At 59.8% G+C, this 18202-nt stretch carries 17 protein-coding genes; 5 read left to right on the forward strand and 12 right to left on the reverse strand.

The features are described 5' to 3' along the window. Positions 1-83: 83 nt before the first annotated feature. The 10 genes from N645_RS17575 to nudE all read right to left on the reverse strand — a co-directional run bounded on the left by N645_RS17575 (position 84) and on the right by nudE (position 9336). Positions 84-443 (reverse strand): DUF3325 domain-containing protein, encoded by a 360-nt coding sequence (locus N645_RS17575; RefSeq protein WP_024462058.1) that lies wholly within the window; start codon positions 441-443, stop codon positions 84-86. Then, positions 440-2071: a PepSY domain-containing protein gene (locus tag N645_RS0113585; RefSeq protein ID WP_024462059.1), complete on the reverse strand. Its 1632-nt coding sequence runs from the start codon at positions 2069-2071 to the stop codon at positions 440-442. Before N645_RS0113585 ends, N645_RS17575 begins: the two co-directional genes overlap by 4 nt. Before the next feature lie 4 nt (positions 2072-2075). Next, entirely contained in the window at positions 2076-2345 is a 270-nt protein-coding gene (locus N645_RS0113590; RefSeq protein ID WP_024462060.1) for a hypothetical protein, read from the reverse strand. A gap of 2 nt (positions 2346-2347) precedes the next feature. After that, positions 2348-4495, reverse strand: coding sequence for a TonB-dependent siderophore receptor (locus N645_RS0113595; RefSeq protein WP_024462061.1), 2148 nt, complete (start codon positions 4493-4495; stop codon positions 2348-2350). A gap of 145 nt (positions 4496-4640) precedes the next feature. Continuing rightward, positions 4641-6407, reverse strand: coding sequence for an alpha-amylase domain-containing protein (locus N645_RS0113600; protein WP_024462062.1), 1767 nt, complete (start codon positions 6405-6407; stop codon positions 4641-4643). Positions 6408-6743: 336 nt separating this feature from the next. Further along, the gene (locus N645_RS0113605) at positions 6744-7550 is read right to left on the reverse strand and encodes a M48 family metallopeptidase (protein ID WP_024462063.1); all 807 of its coding nucleotides are present in this window, start codon (positions 7548-7550) and stop codon (positions 6744-6746) included. Further along, a complete protein-coding gene (locus N645_RS0113610) occupies positions 7550-8029 on the reverse strand; it encodes a YbjQ family protein (protein WP_051174465.1) in 480 nt (159 codons plus the stop codon). The genes N645_RS0113605 and N645_RS0113610 overlap by 1 nt, the downstream gene beginning before the upstream one ends. A 4-nt stretch (positions 8030-8033) precedes the next feature. Then, positions 8034-8351 carry a YbjQ family protein gene (locus tag N645_RS0113615; protein WP_024462065.1) on the reverse strand — a complete coding sequence of 106 codons (318 nt, stop codon included), beginning with the start codon at positions 8349-8351 and terminating at the stop codon, positions 8034-8036. 79 nt (positions 8352-8430) lie between these two features. Beyond that, a complete protein-coding gene (locus N645_RS0113620) occupies positions 8431-8640 on the reverse strand; it encodes a hypothetical protein (protein WP_024462066.1) in 210 nt (69 codons plus the stop codon). Positions 8641-8787: 147 nt separating this feature from the next. Beyond that, on the reverse strand, positions 8788-9336 hold the full coding sequence (gene nudE / locus N645_RS0113625; RefSeq protein ID WP_024462067.1) for an ADP compounds hydrolase NudE: 549 nt from the start codon (positions 9334-9336) through the stop codon (positions 8788-8790). A gap of 39 nt (positions 9337-9375) precedes the next feature. Here nudE and yrfG point away from each other — a divergent pair, with 39 nt between their 5' ends. From yrfG to N645_RS0113645, 4 genes are all read left to right on the forward strand, one after another. Next, positions 9376-10044, forward strand: coding sequence for a GMP/IMP nucleotidase (gene yrfG / locus N645_RS0113630; protein ID WP_024462068.1), 669 nt, complete (start codon positions 9376-9378; stop codon positions 10042-10044). Between the two features lie 8 nt (positions 10045-10052). Beyond that, positions 10053-10445 (forward strand): ribosome-associated heat shock protein Hsp15, encoded by a 393-nt coding sequence (gene hslR, locus N645_RS0113635; RefSeq protein WP_024462069.1) that lies wholly within the window; start codon positions 10053-10055, stop codon positions 10443-10445. A gap of 69 nt (positions 10446-10514) precedes the next feature. Beyond that, complete coding sequence (gene hslO / locus N645_RS0113640) at positions 10515-11390, forward strand: Hsp33 family molecular chaperone HslO (protein WP_024462070.1); 876 nt, start codon at positions 10515-10517, stop codon at positions 11388-11390. Positions 11391-12012: 622 nt separating this feature from the next. Continuing rightward, positions 12013-13164, forward strand: a complete 1152-nt coding sequence (locus N645_RS0113645; RefSeq protein WP_024462071.1) for an AGE family epimerase/isomerase — start codon at positions 12013-12015, stop codon at positions 13162-13164. 30 nt (positions 13165-13194) lie between these two features. Here N645_RS0113645 and N645_RS0113650 read toward each other — a convergent pair whose 3' ends face one another. Continuing rightward, positions 13195-14232 carry a LacI family DNA-binding transcriptional regulator gene (locus N645_RS0113650; protein WP_024462072.1) on the reverse strand — a complete coding sequence of 346 codons (1038 nt, stop codon included), beginning with the start codon at positions 14230-14232 and terminating at the stop codon, positions 13195-13197. A gap of 86 nt (positions 14233-14318) precedes the next feature. Continuing rightward, positions 14319-15968, reverse strand: a complete 1650-nt coding sequence (locus tag N645_RS0113655) for an MFS transporter (protein WP_024462073.1) — start codon at positions 15966-15968, stop codon at positions 14319-14321. Positions 15969-16321: 353 nt separating this feature from the next. Between N645_RS0113655 and N645_RS0113660 the strand changes: the two genes are divergently transcribed. After that, on the forward strand, positions 16322-18196 hold the full coding sequence (locus tag N645_RS0113660; RefSeq protein WP_024462074.1) for a sodium:solute symporter family protein: 1875 nt from the start codon (positions 16322-16324) through the stop codon (positions 18194-18196). The last annotated feature ends 6 nt before the right edge of the window (positions 18197-18202 follow it).

The following is an 18202-nucleotide window of genomic DNA, read 5'->3' on the forward strand; positions in this document are numbered from 1 at the left end:
GGATGTGACTTATTGGTTGTTAAAACGCGGCAGTCAGTATGAAGTGTGAGAGGATTGAGTATCTCTATACCACTCCGAGCGACTCAGAGCACGCCCAGCCAGTTCGCTGACGCTAGCGCGATTGCACCGGTGGCTCCGGTCAGGGCCATCGGCTCCAATCCTTTAGGGTAATAGCTGGCGACTCCGAGCACGACAAAGACGGCGAGCGTCAACGCACCGAAGAGATTGACCAGGCCGAGGCTCCAGCCTTCAATATGAATCCCAATGGTCGCCGTAAAGGCTAGCAGTGCCAAGCCGACTATTCGTAGCCCGCGGCGCCAGCGAGGTGAGTTATCGGTGCCGGGGCGCTGACCCAGGTGGCGAGGCGTGGCCAGACACAGACAGGCAAAAGACGATAGCGCCAGCAAGCACTGGGCGGCAAGAGCCAGAGTGTTAAATGTCATAGCGAGTCTTGAACCACTGTTTGAAGGCTTGGCGAGGCGGATGCGCTTTGCCGGCCAGGTGATGGGCGAGTTTTCCATGCTGCATAGGCGAGTAATACCCCGATCGCCAGCACCGTGAGATCGAAACCGGCCATCACCCAGTCACCGTGTTCCAGGCTTTGGCCCAGATGCCGCTCAGTGGTGAGCGCGTTGAGTATCGGCAGTGCCACATAGGCCAGTGCGCTCAGAGCCAGCTGTTCCGGCCAGACCCGCTCTCTGGGACGGACAAAGGCGTGGGTCAGCATGGCGAGCCACGTTAGAAACAGAATGTGCGCTTCCCAATTTGCGCGGCCCGCCCATTCGACCGGCAGTAACCGATTCGCCCAGAAATAGGCGGCAACGCCAGTGAGCAGGCCGGCGATAGTGCCCGCGTTGAGCTTCTCGACCAGTACTAAGCCTCGGGGCATCTGATCACGATTTCGCTCGGCCCGTTGACGACGCTTGACCGCCCAGAGGATCAACCCGGTGGCCACCATGCCGGTACCCATCAGTCCGGATAAAAAATACAACCAGCGTACCAGTGGTGCAGCAAACAACCCTTCGTGCAGACCGATAAACGTATCGCGTATACCTTTGGCGGGTGAGGACGCCGACGGAGCGTTGTGCAGGAGCTCGCCGCTGACGCCGTCGAACACCAGGCGTCCCGCGCCGGATGCCACCGTGCGATCAATCGTCTCGGACACCACAATCCGTGCGTTCTGATCCCCCGGGTGGCGAATGTCGATGCTGCGCACGCGACCTTCGCCCCAGCGCTGTTCGGCTTCATCAATCACGGTTGCCAAGGGTATCAGCGGCGCCGGCTGATTGGCCGCTTCCACCAGTCCTGGCGGGCTGAACACCTCGTCAAAAAAGGCACGCCGGTCCTGGCCTTCCGTGCCATAGTGGGCTCCGACAATCAGGGGCAGAAAAGAAAACCCCATGAACAGCAACCCGGAGTAGGTGATCATCAACTGAAAGGGCAGGGTGAAAACACTCAAGGCATTGTGAGCGTCTAGCCAGGAACGTTGACCTTTCCCCCGGCGGAAGGTGAAAAAGTCCTTGAAGATTTTTTTGTGGATGATGACGCCGGTGATCAGTCCGACAAACATGAACAGCGTGGCAAAAGTGATGATCCAATCGGAGTAGGTGCGGGTCATATAATGCAAACGCCAATGCATCATGTACAGCGTTTGCCCACCGCCGGTATCGCGAGCCTGCAGTGGCGCACCGGTGCTCAGATCTATTGTCTGGTTCCCGCTGGCGGATGGCGCACCGGCGCTGATATCGGCGCCGCGCCAGAAGATGCTGGCGTAGGGTTGATTACGATCGGCGGGCAGAGACAACAACCATTGGTCGGCACCGGGAGCGTCCGCTTGAAGTCGCGTCAATAACACCTCGGATGCTCCGCGGGTGTCCCGGGTAATCTGCGCCGGCGGCAGCTCGGGCTGCATCCAGCGGTCGATTTCGGTATCGAAGTAACCGGCCGTGCCGGTCACGAACATGAGGTACAGAACCCAACCGAGGGTGAGACCCGCCCAGGTGTGCAGCCAAGCCATGGGCTGACGAAAGCCACCCACGGATGCGGTAGCGGAGGAAGTGGAGTGGCCCACGATGTTATCCCCTCAGGAACAGGCCGAGCACGGCCAACACCATGCTCGTCAGTGACAGGCTCAACCAGGCCGGGCCCGGCTTACGCAAGTAAAACACCCAGAGTACGGCGCCCGTGTAAATGACAAAGCTCAACAAGTGGCCAATCAACGTCGATTCGCTGCGGGAGACGGGCAGCGCGCCGCCCAGAAAAATGCCGGCGGCGGTGGACAGCAGATAGCCGCCCACCAGCGCGGCACCGATCAAAGCGGCCAAGCGCCACCCGTGCAGTCCCATGGTCAGAACCGGTAGTTGAGTGAGGCGGTCACATTGCGCGGCTCGCCGTATTCAAGCTGGCTGTAGAAACCGATCTGGCTGTAATAGGTTTCGTCCAGCGCGTTCTGCACATTCAGCTGCGCCGACAACTGGTCAGAGAGTTCGTACCGGGCCATGAAACTCACCAGACTGTAGGCCTCCTGCTCCAGGCGCTCGCTGTCTCCGGTCACCGGGTTGACCGCGTCGGTGTAGTTGCGGCCCTGCCAATTGATGCCGCCGGATACCGTCAGGCGGTCGAGTTGGCCGGGGAACTGATAACTGGTGTACAGCTTGAACAGCTCACTGGGGTTGCTGGTATTGACCGGTGTGCCGTCAGCGTCCTCTACGTCAAAGTTGGTGTAGCTGAAGCTCAGGTCCCAGCCCGGCATCAACTGGCCCACCGCTTCCAGCTCAAAGCCTTGGCTGTTGGCACCTTCCGCGGGGAAGTACGCTTGACTGTTTTGAGTGCCCGGCACGATGAAATCGCCATCCGGCTGTCCCAGGTCGTCCTGCGCGATGTCAAACACGGCGACCGTGGTCTGAAGGGCGCCGCCGAAGTACAGGCTCTTCAAACCCAGCTCGGTGCTTTGGCCGCGGATCGGGTCCAGAAAGTCGCCGTTGCGGTCCTGAAGGTTCTGAGGCTGGAAGATTTCGGTGTAACTGGTGTACACAGTGTGCTGGTCATTGAGCTCGTACAGGGCACCGGCGTAGGGGATAAACACGTCGTCATCCCCGAAATTCCGGGGTGTGCCATAGTACAGACCCTGCTGATTCCAGTCGGCCAGGCGACCGCCCAGAATGACCTTGAACCGGTCGGACACCGCCAGCCGGGTGGCACCGTAGACCCCGAACTGCTCGGTGGTCTGATCGACCTCGGTATTGCTGGCGCCCCAGGTCGGTTGCGGGTAACTTCCATCCCACTCATTGAAGTTGCCAACGGGGGCAATGTTTTCGCGGGCGCGGGATGACGCGACGCTGTCATCTTCGTGATCAACCACACCCAGAGTCAGATCGTGCGTACGTCCGAACAGATCGTACTGGCCGGTCAGCTGTAGGCTGACGCTGGTCTGCTCCCGGTCGGTGGCGGCATTGCGGGGAGAGGCGCCCATGCCCTCTCCGGTGTCCTGGTCGGGCGTACCGGAAAGGTACAGCAGCATCTGGTCGGAGGCGTTGGCGTTATGGTTCACACTGAACTTGGCAGTCCAATCGCCGAAGTCGTGAATCAAATCCATGTAGGAATGTTCGACGGTGGACGACCAGGAGGTCCAGTCGGCACCGATGGTTTTACTGCGCGCCCAGTCGGTTCGACTACCGTCGGCGTACCAGACCGGAAGACCGCCCCAGGTGGAACCCTTGGGATCATTTTCTTGTCGGCTCGCGCCGACTCGCAACAGGGTGTTGTCAGTCAGGTCGGCATCAATCACACCGTACAGTACCGAGGTGCTCTCCTCGCCCAGGTCTCGGAATGAGTCGCCTTGTTCGGCGTGAGCCACCAGGCGCCCGCGTACTGAACCACTCTGATTGAGCGGTGTGGCGACATCCGCTGTGGCTCCGACGGTATTCCAGCGCCCGGCCGACAGGTCCACAGAGCCCGCGAGCTCTTTGCTGTCGGCGTGCTTGCGCACCAGGTTGATGGAAGCGGAGGGGTTACCTGCACCAGTGAGCAGGCCGGTGGAACCGCGCACGATTTCGACTCGTTCGTACAGGGCTGTGTTGGACTGGGTTTCACCGGCATTACCGCCCGGCTCCCAGTAGATCGGAATGCCATCCACCTGGTAGTTGTTGATCGCAAAGCCCCGGGCGGAGTAGGTGTGCCGGGTACTGTCCTGAGCCCGGGCGGATACCCCGGCGGCGTTATTGACCACGTCGGTCAGGGAGTCCAGGTCCTGATCGGAAATACGCTCAGCGGTCACTACGCTGACCGACTGAGGGGTCTCGTAGAGGGTCAGACCCAGCCCCGTGGCAGTATCCAGTTGTTCGGTCACGGTGTAGCGGCTGGTGATCAGGATTTCATTGACTGGCTCTTTGCTCGCGTCCTGCGCGTAGCTCAGCGGGCTGGCAGCCACACAGGCAATGGCGATGGAGAGTCCCTTCCGATTAAGGAAAGAGCGGCCTGGTTGATTGGTCTTCATGTGAGGAACCCTTCTGGTGACACTGAAAACATCAATGTTAATGATAGTTATTATTATTTGCAAGAGGGTTCTGGCCTGACAACCCTCCGGCGAGTCCGGAATAGTTGTCAGGGTTGCTTACTTGAGGGTAAGTAGAGGGACGGCGCTAAAAACCGCCGTTGAAGCTAGGGTGCAGGTTGGTTTCATCGTGGTTGCTGCCGCTTTCCCACTCGTTGCCGCTCGAATCACTCGGGCCCTTGCGGACTTTCCATTGGAAGGTGCCCGGGTCTTCAATGGTAACTTCCCAGACGTTGCCCGTGGTCCAGGTGCCTTCGATTCCGCCACCCCAGTTACTCAGACTGCTGGTGCTGCCAGTGAAGTACAGCGAGTTGCCGTAGCCGACATCCTTGGTCATGCGCAGGGTGATGGTGTCGGTGCTGGTGGCCTCGTCCTGCGGCACCCACACGGACCAGCCCGAACCTTCGGTCACATTGACCGGGAAGTCGCCGTAGCCGGCTGAGTCGGTGGTCACCGTGCCGCTGACATTGCCGGTATAGTCGTAGAAGACGGTGTTCGGTTGATGCGAATTGATAGTGAAGCTCTGCTGGGTGCCCCAGTCCCGCCCGGAAATCAGCATTATCAGGCCGGTGCCCGGTGCTTCGCTGATACCCTCGCGTACATAGGCGTAGACGGCTTCGGTATTGCCAGCGTATTCGTGGCCCGGGCCGTAGGCAAAGTAACGCCGTGCTTCGATCAGTTTATCCAGGGTCGGCGCCATACCGAACTCGTCGTAGTCGCGGGCGAATACGGTGGGGACGCCCTGCTCGCGCAGCATGATGTAGGCGTAGGCCTGATTTTTGTAATTGATCACCTGCGGCGTGCCGTAGGGGTTACCTTCACGGCTGGTGTCGTGGTTGTCCACAAAAGTGACGGCGCGGTCTCCGGCATAGCTGTTCACCAATCCGCCCCACCAGCGCATATCTTTGTTGCCACTGCTCAGGTTGACGAAGTCTTCACGCAAACCAAAGTCGAAGGCTCGCATGTGTGGCGTATCAACGTGTTCGAGGTAGCCGGCAATGTCCCCAACCCAGGCTTCGCCGACAAAAAAGATGTCGTCATTGGTCACCGCCTGAACGTGATTTACCCATTCGCGGGTGAAATCACTGTCCACATGGGCGATGGCGTCCATCCGAAAGCCGGCGAAGCCGATGTCGTCGATGATCCACTCCCCCCAGGCTTTTAGCTCGTCTTTGACTTCGAGGCGTTTGACGTCGACGTCATTTCCCATCAGGTAGGGGAAGTGATAGGTGTTGCCCCAGGACTTGCCGGGGAACAGACTGTTGTCGATGCCGTTGAAGGCGGTCCAGTCCCACTCGAAATCGTGCCACAGGCTGCCCCAGTTTTGCTGCGTGTAGTGCGCATCGCGGCCGGCCGGATCGAAGAAGGTCCAGGCGGTGCCCCAACCGTCGATGTTTTCTTGAGCGTCGGCCCCCATGCGGTGGTTGAACACCACATCGAAATAGGCATCGATGCCGAGCGTGTCCAGCGCCCCGATGGCGGTTGCCAACTCCTGACGGGTACCGTAGCGGGTGGCTACGGCGCCTTTCTGGTCGAACTCCCCGAGGTCCCAGAAATCGTAGGGATCATAGCCGACGCTGTAGGTGCCGGAGTTGCCTTTGGTCGCCGGCGGTAACCACATGGAGGTGATGCCGGCATCGGCCAGTGGTTCGGCCATGTCGGCCAGATCGTTCCACAGGCCGGGGTAAGCGTCCCAGTAGAAAGCCTGATAAATGGTGTTGTTGACCTGACTTTCGGGGATGTCGGGTAATGCCTGTTGGGCGCTTGCCCCCAGACTGAGCAATGCTCCAAATACACCTAAGGTGACGCGGGAGAGGGCTCTGGTGAGCCAGTGACGGTTCGTTGTTTTGATCATAAGGTGGTGCCTTTTAGCTTGTGCGTATTATTCGAACACGAGTCTCGACGGGCCACGGTGAGAGCTACACAAACCGGTATGGCAATGTGAGCCGGGTGCCGTGCGGCGATGTGTTCGATCGTTATTGTCGGACACTGAAGCGTGTCAGGCCTTCCGTATGCGGGTAACACTCCGGCGCCTGTACGCAAGGTACGGGCAGGGTGTTGGGAATGAATCGACAGCGGTTATGTTTTAGTGTCTGCTGCACTTTCATCAAAACGCGAAAGGGGATTTCGGGCAAGATGAATACGTATGCAAAACAGACGGCATTTTGTCGCGAAGACGTATGATGATCGGTTACGGCGAGACGCTGGGAATGGTTGTTAGCGTGCCGTCGGTCCGGTAACCACGGGCCTCGGATAGTTGCTCAAGGCGCTCCAGTCGTGCCTCGGTATCCGGGTGGGTGGACAGCCACTCGGGTAGGGTGCCGGCTTGCTGTTGTTCGGCCAGCCAGCGGAACAGTGAGTCTGCACCGGCCACGTGGCCATAGTGGTTGTGCAGCGCTTCCAGGGCCCAGGCATCGGCTTCGCGCTCCATCTTTCGGGAGTAGTCCAGCATCGCGAGTTGGCCACCGGAGCCGGCGAGCCAGTTCAGGTCACCCCGCCCGAAAATCAGCGCGCTGATCAATCCGAGCCCGGCTTGCCGCGCGGCATTCTGCAGCGGGTGTCGATGGTGGATGTGGGCAATTTCGTGCGCGAGCACAAAGGCGAGGCCCTGTTCGCTGTCTACTTCGTCAAGCAATCCGTCCAGCACAATAATGTGACCACCGAGCGTGGCAAACGCGTTGACGGTTTCCTGCTCCTGGTGATGAACCACAACATTCAGCTTCGGGTTGAGGCCGCCGGCCCGAGCCAGTTCGTCCGCCAGTGTTTGCAGGTATTCGGTGCGTTCGGTCGGTTCGAGCTGTTCATTCAGGGAGTCGCTGAGCGACTGCTCCCAGGAGAAGGGGATCCAGCGGGCGCTCCAGCCCAACACCAGAATGACCAGCCAGGTCAGTAGTGCCAGGCCGGCGGCAAAGCCCAGCACCAGGAGTATGAAATCCCGCTGCCAACCCTGGGGTTCGTAGTTGATGCCCTCTGGAGGCTGTCGGTTCTGATAACCCATCAGCGTGGCGGAATCAGTGCCGTGCCGTAGGCGAGTACTTCCAGTGAGCCGACGCTGTTTTCCCGGCCTCGGCCGGCGATGGCGGCGGTTTCAAATTTGATATTGAATACCCGGTCGGCGCCCAGTGCGGCGGCTTCCTCTCGCAGTCGCAGCAGTGCTTCACGACGTGCCCGGTCGATCAGGGATTCGTAGCTGTTCAGGCGACCACCCACCAGCAACCGCAGGGCGGCGATAAAACGTTTGAAGTAGTCCACCGATACCACGACGGAGCCCATGACCAGTTGGGTTTGCGGTGGGGTCAGTTCCGGGGGTGGTAGGCGTTCGGAAAAGACCATGACCTGGCCGGGGCGTGTTTCGGCTTCGATAATACGCTGGTAGTGGCGACGCTCGAGAATGCGACCGGAGACAAAACCGGTTGCCAGAAGCACAAGGCCGAATATCAGCGGCCCGAGCAACTGCAGCGACATGAGTGTGTTCATGCGTTCAGTCCTCAAGCACCACGGCGCTGCCGTAGACAAACAATTCGGCGGCGCCCTGGGCGACGGAACTGGTGGAGAAACGCACATTGAGTACGGCGTTGGCGCCAATGGATTCTGCCTGGGCTTTCATCCGCTCAATGGCTTCCTGGCGGGAGTCGTTGAGGAGTTCCGTGTAACCTTTGAGTTCGCCACCAAAGACGTTCTTGAACGAGGCAGCGATGTCACGACCGACGTGCTTGGCGCGCACGGTGCTGCCCTGAACCAGGCCCAGATGATCTTTGACTTTACGGCCCGGTACGATCTCGAGATTGGTAACCAGCATCCATTGAATCCTTGTGTGTTATGGGATTGTCAGGGTGCCAGTATAGCGAAAATTCAGCGGGTTGCAGACGCTCTCGTCCTTAAAACGATGCGGGTAACTGAGCCAGCATGTCCCGGCGGGAGTGGATCAACTCTTTGTAGGTTTGCATCATGCTGAAATCGACGGGTTCATCGCTGGCTTTGAGGGCATCGAGTTGGCGCTCAAAGCGGGTGATCTCTCCGATGAGTTTTTCACGGAGTTGCTCGGTCCCCTTGAGCGAGGCGCTGAAGGCGTGGTTGGGTCGGGTCATGGTCAATCTCCTTGCGTGTCCTTTAGTGTTATAGAATAGTCCAATTTCCCCGCGCTGTTCTGTGTTCCAATAGACTGTTTTGTTACCAAAATGGCCGTTTGGCGCATGGCTCGACTGTGCAGGTTATAAGCGCAAAATCGGGGCCATTCAGCCGTGTTTTTCGAGCCAGGCTTTGGCGTAAAACAACGCGGCGATCGAGCGGCCTTCGCACACTTCATCCTGGATGACCAGCTCCAGCAGGTCGTCGAACGCCACCGGAACCACTTCAATCGGCTCCGGCTCGTCTCCCTCAAGTGATTCCGGGTACAGACCCCGGGCGAGAATCACGTTGATGCCGTGCTCCATATAGGCGGGCGAAAGGTGCATCCGCTTGAGAAAACGCAGATCTCGGGCGCCATAGCCGGTTTCCTCTTTCAGCTCCCGGTTGGCGGCATCCAGAATCTCCTCGCCCCGGTCCACGGCGCCCTTGGGCAGCGCCAGGTGATAGTCATCGATGCCGGCGGCGTACTCCCGGATCATCACGACCCGGCCGTCGTCCAGAATGGGCACCATCAGCACCGCTCCGGGGCCGCCCGCACAGAGCTTTTCGTACACGCGTTCCTCGCCATTGCTGAAGCGTAGCAGCAGCTCATCGGCGCGGAAGAGGCGGCTGCGGGCGACGGTGTGGCGCTTTAATATCTCGGGTTTTCTGGGCATACTGGACGTCAAACTCCGTTGTAATAGGCTGTTCCCGGCATGATCAACTGGCAAGAGATCGACACCGTGTTGCTCGATATGGATGGTACCCTGTTGGACCTCCATTTCGACAACTATTTTTGGCTGAATCACCTCCCCAAGCGCTACGCGGAAATCCACGGGCTGGATCAGGCGGCGGCGACCGAATTCCTGATGGAGCGCATTGAGGCGCGCCAGGGCACCCTGGAGTGGTACTGCCTGGAGCACTGGTCCCGTTCCCTGTCCCTGGATATCCGGGGCCTGAAAGAGGAGGTGCGCCACAAGATCCAGATTCGTCCCCACGTGGAAACCTTCCTGACTCGCCTACAGGAGCACGGCAAGCGCCGGGTGCTGGTGACCAACGCACATCCGCTGAGCCTGTCCCTGAAACTGGAAGAGACCGCCATCGACCGCTGGCTGGATGGTATCATCTCATCCCACGAGCTGAATGAGCCCAAAGAGTCCCAGGCCTTCTGGGATCGGCTGAAGGAGCGAGAGCCCTTTGACCCGGAGCGGACCCTGTTTGTGGACGACACCCCGCGAGTACTGGCCTCGGCCCGGGACTACGGTATCCGCCACCTGCTGTGTATTCATCAGCCGGACAGCCAGAATGAACGCCTGGTGGAGGATTACCCGGCCATTCACCATTTTGATGAAATTACGCCCCCGGAACGACCGAAAAGCGCATGAGTGAACCTCTGGAGAAAGTCCGAATCGACAAGTGGCTATGGGCCGCCCGGTTTTACAAAACCCGCAGCATCGCCAAGCAGGCCGTCGAGGGCGGCAAGGTCCAGTGCGACGGGCAGCGGGTGAAACCCAGCAAGGATGTGACGCTGGGGCTGACCCTGAAAATCCGTCAGGGCTTTGATGACAAAACCGTGGTGATCAAAGCGCTGTCGGACCAGCGGCGGGGCGCGCCCGAAGCCCAGTTGCTGTACGAGGAGACCGCCGAGAGCATCGCCCTGCGCGAAGAGCGGGCGGCCCAACGCAAGGCCGGTGGGCTCGCCGGTCAGATCATCAGCGACCACCGGCCCAACAAGAAGGAGCGCCGCCAGATTCACCGCTTCCGGCGTCAGGAACTGGATCCATAGCGCGCCTGCCGGCGCCTCCGGGTGCCTTATCCACCCTCTCATCACCACTGAATTGGACCACAAAACCCCATGTTCGATAACGACTTGCTGCACCGTTTCCTGTTCGACGAATGCGACGTTCGAGGAGAAATTGTCACCCTCGGCGCGAGCTACCGGGAAGTGATGAACAATAACCCCTACCCGGAGGGCGTGCGCGAGCTGCTCGGAGAGTTTCTGGCGGCGGTGGCGCTGCTGAGCAGCACCCTGAAGTTCAATGGCATGATCAGCCTGCAGGCCCAGGGCGACGGGGCGGTCAGTATGGTGATGGCCGAGTGCGACCATCACAAAAACCTGCGCGGCATCATCCGGCTGAAAGACAGCGCTGACCGCCCTCAGGGGCGCGGTGTGGGCGAACTGCTGGGCAAGGGCATCATGGCCATCACCATCGAGCCGGAGCGCGGTGAGCGTTATCAGGGGGTGGTGCCCATGGACAGCGACAACCTGGCCGAGTGCCTTGAACATTACTTTTTCCAGTCCGAACAGCTCAAAACCCGGCTGTGGTTCGCCACCGGCGAACAGGCCTGTACCGGGCTGATGCTCCAGGCGTTGCCGACCCAGAAGCACGCGGACCCGGACGAAAACCGGGACCACTGGGAAACCCTGGGAACCCTGGCCTCGACGGTCAAGGACGAGGAACTGCTGGGGCTGCCCCATGCTGATGTCCTTTATCGGCTGTTCAACGAATACCAACTGCGCCTGTTCGACCCCAGCGAGCTGCGCTTTCGCTGCAGTTGTTCCCGCGAGCGCAGCGCCAATGCGCTGCTCTCCCTGGGCCGTGAAGAGGTGGACCAGTTGCTGATCGAGCAGGGGGGCAAAATCAGTATCGATTGCCAGTTCTGCAATCAGCACTACTCCTTCAATGCGGACGATATTCAGGCGCTGCTGGGCGATCAGACACTGCACTGAAAAAATCTTTATTGTCACCTTGACAATATCGCAAATCGGGTCTTATACTCATTATTACCATAAGCGATGTCCTTGGTATGGCGTGGGTCCGTCCCCTTTCAGGGCTCCCGCCCAGGCTGCAGGCACCCCTTGCGGCCGCCAAGCAGAGCTGTGTCTTGGTAGACGTTGTTTTGGTTGTATCTTTTGTTCTCTCCATGTTTCGCCGGGCTGCGTCAGTAGCCCGGCTTTTTTCTTTCTGGCGTCCCGATTTTGATCTTCACTGGAAGAAGCTTCACAAAACATCTTGAAACCGGTTACAAAAATGCGCACAATACGAGCCTGATTGGTGTATTAAACCGGTTATCCTGCGGTAAACCGTTTACATATTACACTGGTCAGCGCTGCTGTGGGCATCGCCAGGACCGGCGCTTGCGCGCGGTGAGCTTTTTACCCAAGCTGTTGTACCCTTTCACCCCGGCTGCTTTCAGCCGGGGTGCTTTATTTTAGGGCTCGGATTTCAGGGGCCGGATTTCAGGGATGCTCTGCCCGGCGTTGATGGGTAAACTGTCCGCGACCAGAGGGCCTCTCTCTGCTTTTGACACTCTCTGTTTCTGACACTGTGAATGACTGGAACACACCGGATATGACTCAAACGATCAAGGACGCGGCCGAGCGTCTCGAACGCTGGATTGCCCGCGAATCACTGCCGCTGTGGCAGCGGGTTGGCCTGAGCCCCGAGCATGGAGGCCACTGGGAGGCGTTGAACGCCGATGGCTCGATTGATCTTCCCTCCAATATCCGGGTGCGGGTCCAGGCCCGCCAGGCGTTCGCCTTTGCGTTTTCCACCGTACGCGGCTGGTGCGACGGTGAGGCCATGGCCCGCCAACTGATGCGCTTTGTGGCCGAGCGGACGGCCCATCCCCACGCCGGGGGCGGCTTTACCCACCTGATGAATCCGGACTTTCAGGTTATTGATCAGAAGCAGGATCTGTACGATCACGCGTTTTTCCTGCTCGCCTATGCCTGGTGTTATCGGGCGTTTGGCGACCGGGCCTATCTGGACGGCGCCGAAGCCCTGACGGCCCACCTGGACCGGCACTTCGCCTCGGTGCACGGTGGCTGGACGGAAGGCGACTACGACTATGCCCAGCGCCGCCAGAACCCCCATATGCACCTGTTCGAGGCCATGATGGCGCTCTATGAGGCCAGCGGCGACGGTAAATGGCTGGCTCGGGCCGGTGAGCTGTTCGCTCTGTTCCAGACCCGCTTTTTTGACCCGGAGCGGGGGGTGCTGTTCGAGTTCTTTGAAGAGGACTGGCGCCTGAAACATACGCCCGAGCAGGCACCGGTGGAGCCGGGGCACATGTTCGAGTGGGTGTGGCTGTTGGACTGGTACCACCGCCTGAGTGGGCACCCGGTCGAGGTCTATACCGAGGCGCTGTATCGCCAGGGGCTGGCCATCGGCCGGGTGGCGTCCGGTCTGGTTCTGGATGAGGTGCTGCCGGATGGCACACCACTCAAAAACAGCAAGCGCTGCTGGGGGCTGACCGAGCTGATCAAAGGCAGCCTGGTGCGCGCCCGCGCCGGTGACCCGGAAGCGGAAGCCCGGGCGGTTCAGGCGATTGATGATCTTTTCACTTACTACCTGACCGCAACCACGCCCGGTGCCTATGTCGATCAGCGCGGTGCCGATGATGAGGTGGTGCTGGACAAGGCGCCCGCCAGCACCCTGTATCACCTGGTGGTGCTGGCGGCGGAAGTGGCGGACTACGCCAAAGGACGGGCCGGTGGCTAGCGCCGCACGGGCGCTTCAGGCCCCGCACTTCTAGGGAGCGGGAGTCACCTTTTTGGGAGTGTTGGGCAGCTCGGCGCCCGGTGCCGGGGCGGTACTTTTACGGATAATGAATTCCGTCGGTAGCACGCACTCGGTCTGGGTCAGGGGCTCGCCTTCAATGATCTTGAGCAGCATGTCCATCGCCATTTTGCCCATTTCCTCGGCGGGCTGGGACATGGTGGTCAGGCTCGGGTCGGTGTACTTGGCGTAGGCGATATCGTCAAAGCCGGTGACCGACATATCTTCCGGCACCCGGATGCCCTGGGACTTCAACGTCTGGATGGCGCCAATGGCCATTTCGTCATTGGTGGAGAAGATGGCGGTGGGCCGGTTCTTCATGTGGCAGAACTGGAAAGCGCTGTTCAGGCCCGACCACATGGTGAAGTCGCCTTCGGCCACCAGGTCCGGATCGAACGGGATGCCGTGTTCGGCCAGGCTTTCTTTATACCCTTTCATCCGATCGATGGCGTGTGGGTTGTCTTTCAGACCCGAGATGGCGCCGATGCGTCGGTGCCCCAGAGAGATCAGGTAATCCACGATGGTTTTTGCCGCACCCCGGTTGTCGATGCGCACCGACGGGCCGGTGGTGTACTCACAGCCGCAGGCATTGACCGTGGCGATATCCGGCGGAATCACATTGTGGGTTTTTTCCGAGTGGGGGCGCAGTTGCAGGAGGCCGTCCGCCAGCCGGGTTTCCACCCGGCGGATGTACTCCAGCTCACGCTCCGGCGTGCCCCGGGTATCCCCGAGCAGGACCGCGTAGCCCTTTTGTTGGGCGCGATCCTCGATGGCGCGGATGACCAGCGAATAAAACGGGTTGGCGATGTCCGGGACCAGTACCACGATGGCGTAAGAGCGCGCCGAACGGAAGTTGCGGGCCAGCATATTGGGTCGGTAGCCGACCTTTTCGATGGCGCGGTGCACCTTGTTCATGGCCTCTTCAGAGACCTTTTCGGGCATGCTCAGGGCACGTGAAACCGTGGCGACGGAGACACCCGCCTCGCGGGCGACATCTCGAATGCTGGACATAGCGCAACTCGTTTATTGGATTGGAACGGCCGACAGGTCAGCCGTACAAGGTACCGTATTCCGCCGCTGGCGCCAATCCCTTCGCATCAGCTGTCGCTGACCCCCGCATCGCGGCGGCGCTGGCGTAATTCATATTCTATCTGATTCATGCGCTCGGCGTTTAACGGATACACCACCAGCAGCAGAATGGCCAGAAAGGCGAACAGGGCCGGAATCCAGCTCATCAGGTGCACCATGCCGGCGGTGGCTGCCTTGATGGTCTCCGGGTCGGTGCCCACGTAGCCGTAACCGGCCAGTACCACCAGCACCAGGGCCCCGGCAAAGCCGCCGCCGGTTTTCTGGATGAACGTGCCCGCCGAGTAGAACAACCCGGTGGCGCGGCGCCCGTGTTTCCATTCCGAGTAATCGGCGGTGTCGCCGAGCATGCTGAAGGTGAGCACCGGCATAAAGGCGGCGAAGAATTCCGCAGCGCCACCTAGCAAGTAGACCCAATAAATCCGCACTTCCAGGCCGTCTTCCAAAAGTGGAATCCAGGAAAGGTTCAAGTTGAATACCCAGAAACCATCGGGAGGGAGGTAGAAAAGGCCACAAGTCAGTATACCGCTGACCGACAAGGAAATGATAAACAGGGTTTTCTTGCCCAGCAGGCGGCCCAGGTAGCCGGCGGTCAGCGCCGCGACAATGGATACCGCCAGCAGCACCATGAAATAGATTCCGGCCAGGGCTGCATCGCCCACGTAGTGAGTGAAGTAGTAAGCGATCACCCCGTATTTGATGCCGTTAAACAGCATGGTCAGAAAACCCAACCCCAGAACCATCAGCCAGGGCTTGTTGGTGAGCAGGTCGATCAGGTCCCGCTGAGAGGGCGTGGTGGCGCTCTCGGGCATGCGGATCAGACGCCGCACAAAGTAGCCGGTCGCCGCAAGCACCAGCAGTGAGACGATGCCGGTGATGGTCGGATCGAGCTGATAGCGTGCGTCGGGCTCTTGGGTGACAGCGTAAAAGAAGGCCGAAATCGCCATCAACGGAACAATGATCAGCGGCAGGTTGAACGCCAGATCTTTCAATTCCTTGCCGAGAGAGGCCTGGTTTACGGCGGATTCCACCCTCTCGCGGGTGGTGACAAAAGTGATGATACAGAGGGTGACCAGCAGTGCCGCGAACACATACATGGTCCGCTGATACCCTTGGGCGGAGTCGCCCTGACCGAAATATTCCACCATCATGGGGGTGAACCCCATCACCAGAATACCGCCCAGAAAGGCGCCGGCAAAGCGGTAGCCCGACAGCACGCTGCGCTCATTGTGGCTGGGGGTCATCACGCCCATCAGGGCCGAGTAGGGCACGTTGTTCACCGTATAGGCCAAGGTCAGGCCGATATAGGTGAAATAGGCCCAGGCGAGCTTCATGCCCGGGCTCAGGTCGGGGGCGGTAAAGGCCAGGACCATAAACAGGCCCAGCACCGGGGCGGACCAGAGAATCCAGGGGCGGAAGCGCCCGTGGCGGGATTGGGTGCGGTCCGCCACCATGCCCATCACGATGTCGGTCATGCCATCCGACAGGCGCACCAACAGCAGCAGCAATGCGGCGGCCGCGGCGGAAATGCCCAGAGTGTCGGTGTAGAAAATGGCAAGATACGCCAGCGCGCCGCGCCATACCAGGTTCGCGGCGGCATCGCCCATGGCGTAGCCGGACTTTTCAAGAATCGATAGCTTGTGCTGGGAAGGTTCGTTCACTGAACACCTCATTATTTATTATGGGATTGTTGTTGGACTCGGAGCCTGTGCCGATAGTAGGTTGCGCCGGCGGGCGGCCTCCCTCAGGCTCTCAGGACGCGCGATGTGGTCCCTGCGACTGTAAGCGGGAGCTAGGATAATCGCCTCCCCCGCGCTTGTACAGCCGTATGAGAGGTTGAGCGCCAGCGATCGGTGGGTAGTGGGAGGGTGGCGCTTGCAATACGTCATGGAACCGGTTACATTTGCGCATCTTTCGGCGTTCATCCGGCATTTTGTTCTGCTGTGAGCGGCTATGACAAACGGGGCGACGCAAGCGGGCGGTCGCCTCGTCAATAATAATGGGACTTTTCACTATGCAGTTTAATCTCGCCCCCCTGGATCTCGCGATCATCCTGCTGTACGGCGTTGCCACACTCGGGGTAGGGCTGTGGGTATCGCGGCGGGCCTCGGACAATATCCGCAGTTATTTTCTAGGCGGTAACAAGCTGCGCTGGTATTACCTGGGTATTTCCAACGCCTCGGGGCAGTTCGACATCAGCGGTACCATGTGGCTGGTGTCCCTGCTGTTCATCTACGGCCTGACCAGCATCTACATTCCCTGGCTCTGGCCGGTGTTCAACCAGGTGTTCCTGATGGTGTTTCTCTCGGTGTGGTTGCGCCGCTCCGGGGTGATGACCGGGGCGGAGTGGATCACCTTCCGGTTTGGCGACGGCCTGGGGGCACGCCTGTCGCATCTGAGTGTGGTGGCCTTTGCGCTGATTGGGGTGTTGAGTTTCCTGGCCTACGGTTTTATCGGTATCGGTAAATTCGCCGCCGTCTTTCTGCCCTGGCAGCTGCACCCGGATCAGTACTGGAACGAAATCTATTACGGCCTGATCATCACCGCGGTCACCACCGTGTATGTGGTCAAGGGCGGCATGTTCAGTGTGGTGTTTACCGAGGTGCTGCAGTTTTTCATCATGACCATTGCCTGTGTTGCGGTGGGCATCATTGCCATGCAGCAAGTCTCCCCCGAGGTGTTGCAGGCAATCATTCCGGATGGCTGGACCAGTGTGGGGATCGGCTGGACCCTGGATATCGACTGGGGTGGGACCCTCGAGGCGGCCAACGCCCGCATCGCCGCCGATGGCTACGAGCTCTTTGGGGTGTTCTTCATGCTGATGTTGCTCAAGGGGATTCTGGTGAGCATGGCGGGCCCGGCCCCCAACTACGATATGCAGCGTATTCTCTCGGCGCAGTCGCCCATCGAGGCGGCCAAGGTGAGCTGGTTTGTGAATGTGGTGATGCTGTTTCCGCGCTATATGCTGATTACTGGCCTGACGGTTCTGGCGCTGGCGTTTTTCATGGACGACCTGCGGGCCATGGGCGATGCGGTGGATTTTGAACAGATACTGCCCCTGGCCATGAAGCACTACGTCCCTACCGGTCTGCTCGGGTTGTTGATTGCCGGCTTGCTGGCCGCCTTTATGTCCACTTTCGCTGCGACCACCAATGCGGCCCCGGCCTATGTGGTCAACGACATCTACAAGCGGTATATCAACGATGAGGCGGAGCCCAAGCGCTATGTGTACCTTAGCTACATCGTGTCCATCGCCTTTGTGGTGGTGGGGGTCGGTATCGGGCTGTTTATTCCCACGCTGCACGAAATCATTTCCTGGATAGTCAGTGGGCTCTACGGTGCCTATGCCGCCTCCAATGTGCTCAAGTGGTATTGGTGGCGCTTTAACGGTTACGGCTATTTCTTTGGCATGGTGGTGGGGTTGATCATTGCCCTGGCGTTGCCGGCCCTGACCGACCTGGACCCGCTGTACGCCTTCCCTTACATGTTGGCGGCCTGTCTGCTGGCCTGTGTGTTGGCGTCCCTGCTGACCGCGCCGGATGATATGGAGGTGCTCAAGCGCTTCTATGTGAAGGTGCGCCCCTGGGGCTTCTGGGGGCCGGTACGCGAGGCGGTGCAGGCCGAGCACCCGGGGGTGAAGGTCAATCCACACTTTGCCCGGGATGCGCTGAATGTTGTGGTTGGCGTGGTGTGGCAAACCGCCCTGGTGGCGATGCCGATTTTTATGGTGATCCAGCACTGGCAGGAGTTCGCGCTGGCGACCCTGGTGGTCGTGCTGACCAGCCTGTTCCTGTGGCGCAACTGGTGGTGCAAGCTGGAGGATTATCCGGACGATATGCCCGCCGATGTGGTGCAGGAGGCGGATGCCCATATCGTGTCCCGGCACTGATCTGTG

Origin of the sequence: Marinimicrobium sp. LS-A18, from assembly GCF_000463525.1 — a bacterium.
GTDB classification, from domain to species: domain Bacteria; phylum Pseudomonadota; class Gammaproteobacteria; order Pseudomonadales; family Cellvibrionaceae; genus Marinimicrobium; species Marinimicrobium koreense.

Excerpts from the sequence above, each read along its gene's own strand:
- N645_RS0113595 (WP_024462061.1), bottom strand. The coding sequence starts at position 4,495 with ATGAAGACCAATCAACCAGGCCGCTCTTTCCTTAATCGGAAGGGACTC.
- N645_RS17575 (WP_024462058.1), bottom strand. The coding sequence starts at position 443 with ATGACATTTAACACTCTGGCTCTTGCCGCCCAGTGCTTGCTGGCGCTA.
- N645_RS0113605 (WP_024462063.1), bottom strand. The coding sequence starts at position 7,550 with ATGGGTTATCAGAACCGACAGCCTCCAGAGGGCATCAACTACGAACCC.
- N645_RS0113660 (WP_024462074.1), top strand. The coding sequence starts at position 16,322 with ATGCAGTTTAATCTCGCCCCCCTGGATCTCGCGATCATCCTGCTGTAC.
- N645_RS0113620 (WP_024462066.1), bottom strand. The coding sequence starts at position 8,640 with ATGACCCGACCCAACCACGCCTTCAGCGCCTCGCTCAAGGGGACCGAG.
- N645_RS0113645 (WP_024462071.1), top strand. The coding sequence starts at position 12,013 with ATGACTCAAACGATCAAGGACGCGGCCGAGCGTCTCGAACGCTGGATT.
- N645_RS0113600 (WP_024462062.1), bottom strand. The coding sequence starts at position 6,407 with ATGATCAAAACAACGAACCGTCACTGGCTCACCAGAGCCCTCTCCCGC.
- nudE (WP_024462067.1), bottom strand. The coding sequence starts at position 9,336 with ATGCCCAGAAAACCCGAGATATTAAAGCGCCACACCGTCGCCCGCAGC.
- N645_RS0113590 (WP_024462060.1), bottom strand. The coding sequence starts at position 2,345 with ATGGGACTGCACGGGTGGCGCTTGGCCGCTTTGATCGGTGCCGCGCTG.
- yrfG (WP_024462068.1), top strand. The coding sequence starts at position 9,376 with ATGATCAACTGGCAAGAGATCGACACCGTGTTGCTCGATATGGATGGT.
- hslO (WP_024462070.1), top strand. The coding sequence starts at position 10,515 with ATGTTCGATAACGACTTGCTGCACCGTTTCCTGTTCGACGAATGCGAC.
- N645_RS0113610 (WP_051174465.1), bottom strand. The coding sequence starts at position 8,029 with ATGAACACACTCATGTCGCTGCAGTTGCTCGGGCCGCTGATATTCGGC.
- N645_RS0113615 (WP_024462065.1), bottom strand. The coding sequence starts at position 8,351 with ATGCTGGTTACCAATCTCGAGATCGTACCGGGCCGTAAAGTCAAAGAT.
- N645_RS0113650 (WP_024462072.1), bottom strand. The coding sequence starts at position 14,232 with ATGTCCAGCATTCGAGATGTCGCCCGCGAGGCGGGTGTCTCCGTCGCC.